Genomic DNA, 8,524 nt, shown 5'->3' on the forward strand with positions numbered 1-8,524 from the left:
GCCATCGTCAGGCAGACAACGCATCACGATCCTTCAAAGTGCCCAGGTAGTGCTAGCCGCCAGATTGTGAAACTTTCTTTATGTCATCGACGATGTGCAGCGCTCGGTTGATGAGGCTGGAAATGGATGGTTTGTAAGTTGGATTGACCAACGCAGGCACGACTTCAAGGCGCGGACGCAGGACCATCTCGGGCGAGAGACCTTTCAGGACGCGCTGACGATGGCCGTTGTAAGCAGCGTTTAAGCCGTGCAGGGCAATCTCCGACCGCGCAGGGCAATCTCCGACTCGCTGTAGCTGTGGAGTGTAATCTCTCGTACCTCGGGCTGCATCTGACCGTGGAAGCGCTCCACCATGCCGTTTTGCCTTCGGCGTGTGGAGGCGCGTTTTACGATGCTGCACACCGTGTGGCTGGCAAGCAGTCGCGAAAGCATCGACCGTGAAGCAGGAGCCGCAGTCGTTCAGCAGATTTGTGACCTGGAACCAAACGGTCACAAGCGCGCCTGTGGGTCGGAGGGCGGGAGAGAATCGGGGCCCTCCGCCTTGTGGATGCGATAAGCAGCGTTCCGGTTGAGGTGCGGCAGGAGGTGGCTGACAATAAAGGTCGGAAAGTCGAGGGTAAAGCCAATAACCGGCTGAGCGCGCATACGTTGGCGCGCTCCTAATTGCAATTCGCCGGCGGTCCTGATGGTGGCGCCGAAGCGCTTGGCTTGCAAACCGGAGCGCTCGGTCGATCTTGGCCCGAACAGCTGGGGTAGTACGAGCCTGAAGAAGAATGGCGAGGATCAGCGAGCTCCCCTAGAAGACTGCTAAAAAAGTCGAAAAACGTCTCAGAAGGTAGATGGGGCCTACTGCAGGTAGATGCCACCCGCCTATAACAGCATCGGATATTGATACAAGCACTACTGGTCTGAACTCTTTTGACACCTGCTATTAACACGGCAGCACATATCCTCAAAGCGCCATGCATGTGCTACCATAGTAAAACGCTCTGCGCCCAATGATGTTTCGTAACCAGACAGAAAGATGATGCAACGGGCGCGCCGTAGACGGGCCCGGTTGAGATTGGGTGGTCGCGCCCCAGAATGATGGTGTCCGAAGTCAATGGCGTCAGGTTTGGGCCAGTGCCAAGCATCATCGAGGACCGATTATGAGGCAAAAGGCTGGGATCGACTTGTCTCTGAAAGCTTCCTCCGCCGTCCAGCGAACGAAGCGATTGTAGAAGGTCTTATTCGGACCGTAAATCTCAGGCGCGGCAACGATCCAACGCCTGCCGGAGTTCAAGACATGGGTGCTCTCGCTGGACACGCGTTGGTCGTCGACACACTCCTTGCCCCGGGTATCTGTCCGCAGATGAAAATCAATCTTGGAAACTGCTCCTTCGTCAACCAGAATTCGGCGATCGGCAACTCCTTAACCTGAAAGTAATCTCAGATATACTTGTCGAGCCAAACTTATTCCTTCCGAACCTAATGCTCGGCATTCGGAACCAAGCGCAGGCGGCCGTGACACTTCCAGGAACATATCCGTGAGGCAACCCGCTAAACCTTCGGGAGCATCCCCTAAAAAAACGACACGAGTTACCACCCTGATTGTCGCGCATCACGACGGCCTGTGCGGTACTTATGTTGTGCCCCACACCGTTCTCCCACTTCGCAGCGAAGATGAGGTCGCGCAAGCGAGTGCAGGCGTGCCCCGATGCGGCTGGAGCTGATCCTCCCGTCAAATCCCCTGGACGGAGAGCTGAGAGAACCCGATCCGTTCGGTGCCGGAACGATCAGTCCAGTGCGTTACCTCGTCGGCAGCTCCAAGCAGGTCAGCGCCAATACATTTGCCACAGTCCGGGTCGAACGAGGTAGGATGCTAGGCGGACGCGTCTTGTGCGTTAGCAAGCCCTCGACACTCTCCTCCGCAAAGCGCTGCCGCCGGCTCCGGACCGCGGGCCAACTGGCGCCTGCGTGTCGAGCCACGTCCTGCACGCTCCGACGCTCGAACGAGAGACGAACGACCGCGCCTGCAGGACGTGCTTGAGGTGCGGGATCGATCCCCGGCGATCTTGATCAACTGTGACCGAGCGGCGGCGTCGAGAAGCACGCAGGCGGTCTGAGCTTCGGCCCAGACCGGCACGCATCAAACTGATCGGGAACCCTCTAGCCGCGTCAGCACACTAGCTTTAACGTCTGCTAAAGCACCGTCTATGAGTGAGACTTTACTTGAATCATTCAGACCTTAAGGTGTCATGACGCAAAGTACTCGGTATCGGTATATTCAAATTCACCTCGGGCGATCGACCGGTACTGCTTCAAGTCGACTCTCGATAAAACTACACCAACAATTTTGCTCCTTAGTTGCGAGCTCTCTGAAATAGCATTCGAAACGACTTCGGATTGATGCCGTCCCCATTGACATACCATTAGTATGCCATCTAGCGCTGAAGTCATTACTTTCACGTCAACGACGGGAGCTACTGGAGGCAAGTCGACTATTATAAAATCATAGTGATCTGAAATTTTTGTCATTAGCTCGCCGAAAGCACCAGAGGAGAGAAAATCATCGCTGGTAGAATATGACGATCCTGAAGGAACAGGAAATATATTAAGTTGGGTATTTACTTCAGTCCATAGAGCTTCTCCTACCTTGGTAGATTGGCCTGATTGACTGGGATTCTCGACTACTAAGTTTGAAAAGAGGGCTCTAGACAAGCCAGGGCGTTTAAAGTCACAATCAACTAGCAGTACTTTATGGCCAATGCTAGCTAAATGCATAGCAAGGTTTATTGCGAAAGTCGTTTTTCCTTCGCCTTCACCAATCGAAGAAATACCTAATTTATATCCAACGCCGGAACTTCTCTTCAAATCAACGGCGTATTTTACGTGACGAATAGTTTCACAGTAGAGAGAAGACCTGTTTTTAACGGAGTACCCGTACAACCCACCATCAATTTCTATCTGACGTGGAGACGTGCTGACTAGCCGTACTCCACCCACAGCTTTCGCGTCGACAGTTGGTAGTAAGCCTAAGCACGACGCCCTGAATGCCAAAGCTGCCTGATTTCGCGTTCGAATGCTTGTATCGAACACTTCTTTCCCATAAGCACCAGCAAAGCCGAATACGGTGCCAATCATCAAAGAAGCACTCAAGATCAATAGCTTGTTAGGCGAACTTGGATCAAGTGGTGGGAGAGCTTTAGCTACTACGCGCGTTTCTGCCGTTGGTGAAGATAGCTGTTGAATTGCCTGTACATAGCGCTGCAAGAAGCTATCGTGCATAGCCCTCAACGACTGAGACTTGCTCTCCAGCTCTCTAGCCTGAACTTGAGCTAGACGAACGTCGGAAACTTTCTTATATAACACCTCTTTACTTTTATTTAGGTCTTCGAGCCGACTTTGTGCGACCTTGTAATCATTGTTGTAGGCTTCCGCAATGCGTCCAAGCTCTTCACGTAGTTGTCTTTGAGTCTGGCGCATTTGGGCACGCAACTGCTCAGTCGCTTGGTGAGTTGCGCCATACCTCTGCTCGAATTCAGCTTGACGACGAGAAGTATCATTATATTCTTGTCTCAATTTAACAATGACATCGTTTTTCAATGAATCGGCAACACTTGCATCTGGAACTCCAGATTTGACCACCTCGACTATCCGATCATATCGGGCCTTCGACTGAACTGCTTCGAGTTGAGCGGCCGCAAGCTGGGTTGTTAACTCAGACAGCTGTTGCTCGTCGATTGGGCGCCCATTAGCGTCCATCAATCCTTCACTGGATTTAAAATTTTGGAGCTCCCGGTCCGCCGCGCTCGCTTGTTCACGCAGTTGAGCGATACGGCCCTCGAGCCAATCTGTTGTTCGTTTAACAACAAGCGTCTTGAATCTGATTTCATCATCGCTATAAACAGTGATGATCTCGTTCGCTACATCTGCTGCGATTTGTGGGTTCTTCGCCCTATAGCTTACCTCAATCACATAGCTTGTTCCAGCGCGCTTAACCTGAACATCCTTCATATATCTTTTCAGGGCGGTTCGGGATTTTAGCTCGGCTGTGTTGCCTGGCTGATCATCCTGGCTATCCCCTTCGCCAAATAATGTAGAAAATATGCCGCTGGTCGTTTCGGAAGATTTTGAAGTTTGCTCGTCATTGTTCGAAAGTTTCAGTCTGCGGATCACCTCGCGTCCGACTTCTTCCGATTTCAATATTTCTACTTGGCTGTCAATTGCCGCTGTATCAACTATTGCATCACTCACCACCGCATCTTGCGACTGTTGGAAAAGCTGAACTCGCCGAGTATCTATCATAATTGATGCTGTTGCGGTATATTTTGGCGAAGCAATCATCAGATAAGAAATTGCCAGTAGCAAAAAGATAGAGACTGCACCAAGAATGATAAGCTTCTGTCGCGAAAAAATACCGAGTATTTTCTGTAGATCGAACTGCGGAAGCCCCTCAGTTCGATCGGTGACGGGACTGGGACTATGTGTGATCGAAGAGCTGTAGATCTTACCTGGATGTTCCATAATTACCCGCCTGCCAGGGCTCAATTTTTGCCCAACCTGTGGCCGTTTCTGACTCACGTTCGATCTCGTTTATCACGCAGGATGTGCTAATGCCAAACCTCGATCGTACATGCCTACGGAAAAGCCGAGTTTAAAAGGATTCGAGGTAAATCAATGAGTTGTGGCCCTTTCCTTTCAAAGCCAGTGGTAGGATCATACGGTTCGAAGCGTGAGCGGTGGCCGGCAACATCGTCGTGAGGCAGAACGACGTTCAATGAGAGGAAGGATTGGGGGTGGTGCTCGCACCATTCCTGCTTACTCCAAACTTTGAGGGCAGCCTGCACATGCAAAATTACGGACGATGCGTTGGCAGTCCCCGTGCGCCTAGATGATGTAACGGGCGCCCTGAAAACTTGGCCGCTTGAGGTTGAGTGGTCGTCCCTCAGAATGATGGTGTCAAAAATCAATGTCGTAAGGTTTGAGCCTACGCGGGGTATCATTGAGGAACGAACATGAAGCAGTATGTTGAGATCGACGTGTTTCTGAAAGACTCTTACGTCTGTATCGGGGATGCTTAAAGTCTGTCCGAGAAGACAGGTTCATCTTTCGAAGCCTCTGACAGGATTATAACGGCTGCGTCATAGAGGAAGGCTTTGTCGGAAACGACAATCGGCTCCGGATCCTTCCAGAGGCGCCGGTTGCGGCTGATCCAGGCGAAGAACCGTTCAACGCCCTACTTGAGTTGATGAACAGCAAAGCCAACTTGATCTGTCTGCTTGCGCACGACTCGACGGCGATGATCGTTGCGCTCGCCGGTTTGTCACCGGCATAGCCGGCGTCGGCCAAGGCCTTGGTGAGGAATGGAAAGCTTCGGCGCGAGATGCCCAGTAACGAAACAGTTGCGTCTTGGTCTTGCGCGTCAGCAGGCTGTGAATCGAGGACGAGTGCACGCTCGTCCGTGTCGACCAGCGCTTGGCGCTTCGTTGCCGTTGGCGGGCCTGGAGCCGTGCAGCCAGAAGCGTGACGATGGAGAACAGGCCAAGCAGGCAGACCATTGTGCAGGCGATTGTCGTGTCGGACCACTGCCGCTCACGTCTCGACGCCGAGGTGGCGGCGGACTTCTCGGAAGGTAATTTCGGCGCTCCAGTGGCGCGCGAACCAGGACACGATCTGCGCGAACAGGCGGTCGAGGTCGGTGTAGAGCAGGGCCCGAGGTGCGACGCGCGCCTTGGAATCGCGGACGAGCACGGGAGCGGATCGACACGACGGAAAGGCCGCCGTGCCCCCACGCTGCAGTCGCCGAGGCGATCTCGATCACCCGCGTGCCTACTCCGTAGCAGCCCGGCACCGTGAGCTGGTGGCTGGCGCGCCTCCTTGGCCGTGAAGGGCGCGGCGAGCGTATGCAGCCGCGCTTCCTTGGTCCGCGGGCGTCCGATCGTGCCGGGCAGCCGCAGCGGGGCGGGCTCGTAGAGCGCCGCATCGCGCCGCAGGCGGGGGATCGCAGTGATGCCGTCGTGACGCATAGCGTCGAGGAACAGTAAGGTCGAGAACCCGCGGTCGCCAACCAGCACGAGGTCGCGCCCCGGCAACCCGCGGGGGGTCTGGAGGACGGGTTCGCCCGACGTCGAGCAGCGGCTTGTGCCGGCGGCCCCGCTCGCGGTAGGCACGCTCGGACGGCACCACCGCGGTGGGGAACGGCACAGCCCAGATCCGCTCGGCCCGGGATTGGGATGAGCACCATCAAGCCCATACAGCGATTCCCGCTCACCTTAATGAAATGGCTGTCCGACGAGCGCACCGAATCGCAGCAGATATCCTTGGCCCTGAACCACCTGCCGCGGCGGCGCTCGATCGTATCGTCGAGCTTAAGCATCACGGGGCCGTGCGGCACGAAGGCGTCGATAATAAGTTCGAACAGGATGCGGCTGTCAGTGCGCGGGCACCACGCGGCGCGGTTGAGGATGCGGTGGACGTTCACGAATCGCCGCTCCTGCGCGGTCCATGATCCACAGGACGCCGGTTACCGTGCATTACCCGGAGTGAGGATCGCGCCGATCAACAGAACCTGAGCGTGTTGCCACGAAAATGGACGAACGGCGGCGCGAACGCCAGGATGAGGTCGTCGAAGCGGGCGGCCGATCAGGCACCGGGTGTCTCTTGGTCGAGACGACCCGAACCTACCCATCATGCCCGCTTCGTCATCACACCCCTTAACCCCCTGTCTAATTGGCCAAAGTCGAGCTTAGGGGAAGGTCGTCCGCGAGACGAAGGTGCTGAGTAAGCGCCGCCACGCCGAAGACCTATCCGGCCCAGATACGGACGCTGGTCGACGACCATCCCGCTTTGGAGGGGATCGCGACCGCGCTGAAAGCACGAGAGGTGCTCGCGGAGGAACTCCGCGGCTTTGAGCGTCGAGTGCGAGCCATGGCGCGCCAGGACGAGAGGGCGCATCGACGAATGAAAACACTCGGCGTGAGCGTCCTGACGGCGTTGACCTTCGTGGCGACGGTAGACGATCCGGAGCAGTTCCGCTCATCACGAGCCATTGGACCCTGCTTTGGCCTGACGCCTAGGAAGTACCATCCGGCGAGACGCCCAGAAGGAAGTGACACTAATGCCCTTTGGAGAAGTTCACTGACGCAATCAGACGATTTATTTAAGGTGTGATGCATGCGAGGCTGGGCGACGGCTCAGACCGTCTGTTTGCTCCTGAATGACGCAACTGAGTTAGCGGTTTTCGCAATTGCCGAGATCGATCCCGCTCCCTCAAGCACATCTTGCAGGCGCACATTATCCTGCTCTCGGCCGAGCGCCTGAAGGTGCAGGAGGTGGCTCGGCAAGCTGGCGTCAGCGGACCCGCCGTTTGGTGATGGCAGCAGCCCTTTGCCGAGGAGGGTGTCGAGGGCTTGGCCGCGCGACAAGACCCGCTCACCCGACACCGCGCCGCATCCCACACGCTCAGGGGCGAAGGTGCTGGCGCTGACCTGTTCGGAGCCGCCGAACGAGGTCACGCACTGGGCCGGGCGCGTCCTGGCCAAGCGCGTCGGGATCTTCTTGCTCGACCTGCAAAGGATTTAGGAGGCGCACAGCCTGCAGCCGCACCAGGTGCGCACCTGTAAGCGCTCCCACAACTCAGCCTTCGCCAAGAAGGTGGAGGATGTGGCGGGTCTCTATATAAAACCCGCCCGCCCATGCGGTGGTGCTGTCCATCAACGAAAAGTCTCAGATCCACGCCCTGGAGCGCACCCGTCCTGACCAGCCCCTCGGCCCAGGAACATCCCGCCGCTCAGACCCGCGACTACACCCGCCACGGCCGCACGATGTGGTTTGCCGCCCTCGACGTGCTGGTAGGCAAGGTGCTCGACCGCTGCATGCAGCGCCATCGCCATGGTGAGTTCATCCGCTTGCGGATACGCCATTGAAGCCGCAGTCCCTGCGGGCAAAGTGATTCCCGTCGTGCTCGACAATTCCGGAAGCCACAAGCACCCGAACGTGCGCGCCTGGCTCGCCTACCACCCGCGGCTTCACCTTCCACTTCACCTTGCTAGCGGCCTCCTGTCTGATCCCTGGATTTGTTGGCGCACTCCTCACCGCGGACGGTGGGACGCGGCTCAGGCCAAGCAGGGTGTTGAAGAAGTCCGTGGCGTGCCAGGGGTTGGCATGATTCACTTCGTCCCGGCAGCGGACGGGGAAGTCAGATGCGGGGCTCGGATCGGCGTTCGGGGGCGTTGGTTCTCGTATGTGGACCTGGAGGCTCGGGTCCGGTCCGATCATCCTCGGCGGGCCGCCGACAACTGACGGACGAGGCGCTGGCGGTCCTGAGCGGGTCGTTCTTGGCGCTCTATGCGGCCCGGATGGGTCGTCCGTCGATCCCGCCCGAGATGTCGATCCCGCCCGAGATGCTGCTGCGGGCCATGCTCCTGCAGGCGTTCTACTCGATTCGCTCGGAGCGGCAGCTGATGGAGCGGCTGGAGTTCGACCTGTTGTTCCGCTGGTTCGTAGGGCTGGGCATCGACGATCAGGCCTGGGACCATTCGAG

At 56.7% G+C, this 8,524-nt stretch carries 3 protein-coding genes and 5 pseudogenes; 4 read left to right on the forward strand and 4 right to left on the reverse strand.

All coding sequences use genetic code 11. From position 1 onward, the window contains the following. Positions 1 to 1,189: 1,189 nt before the first annotated feature. The 4 genes and pseudogenes from CRT23_RS29435 to CRT23_RS28760 form a co-directional block, all read right to left on the reverse strand. Positions 1,190 to 1,401: pseudogene (locus CRT23_RS29435) on the reverse strand (IS5/IS1182 family transposase); the annotation flags it as partial. Positions 1,402 to 2,235: 834 nt separating this feature from the next. After that, positions 2,236 to 4,563 carry a Wzz/FepE/Etk N-terminal domain-containing protein gene (locus CRT23_RS26770; protein ID WP_146056543.1) on the reverse strand — a complete coding sequence of 776 codons (2,328 nt, stop codon included), beginning with the start codon at positions 4,561 to 4,563 and terminating at the stop codon, positions 2,236 to 2,238. 496 nt (positions 4,564 to 5,059) lie between these two features. Continuing rightward, positions 5,060 to 5,466, reverse strand: a pseudogene (locus CRT23_RS29440) (hypothetical protein); the annotation flags it as partial. 108 nt (positions 5,467 to 5,574) lie between these two features. Next, positions 5,575 to 5,733 carry a hypothetical protein gene (locus CRT23_RS28760; protein ID WP_181017495.1) on the reverse strand — a complete coding sequence of 53 codons (159 nt, stop codon included), beginning with the start codon at positions 5,731 to 5,733 and terminating at the stop codon, positions 5,575 to 5,577. Between the two features lie 482 nt (positions 5,734 to 6,215). Here CRT23_RS28760 and CRT23_RS26780 point away from each other — a divergent pair, with 482 nt between their 5' ends. The 4 genes and pseudogenes from CRT23_RS26780 to CRT23_RS26795 form a co-directional block, all read left to right on the forward strand. Continuing rightward, positions 6,216 to 6,554: a hypothetical protein gene (locus tag CRT23_RS26780; RefSeq protein ID WP_103712544.1), complete on the forward strand. Its 339-nt coding sequence runs from the start codon at positions 6,216 to 6,218 to the stop codon at positions 6,552 to 6,554. A 400-nt stretch (positions 6,555 to 6,954) separates the two neighbouring features. Beyond that, positions 6,955 to 7,065, forward strand: a pseudogene (locus tag CRT23_RS29445) (transposase); the annotation flags it as partial. 90 nt (positions 7,066 to 7,155) lie between these two features. Then, positions 7,156 to 8,059 (forward strand): annotated as a pseudogene (locus CRT23_RS29450) (IS630 family transposase); the annotation flags it as partial. A 124-nt stretch (positions 8,060 to 8,183) separates the two neighbouring features. Next, positions 8,184 to 8,524 (forward strand): annotated as a pseudogene (locus CRT23_RS26795) (transposase); the annotation flags it as partial.

The organism is Methylobacterium sp. V23, from assembly GCF_002917135.1.
Taxonomy (GTDB): Bacteria; Pseudomonadota; Alphaproteobacteria; order Rhizobiales; family Beijerinckiaceae; genus Methylobacterium.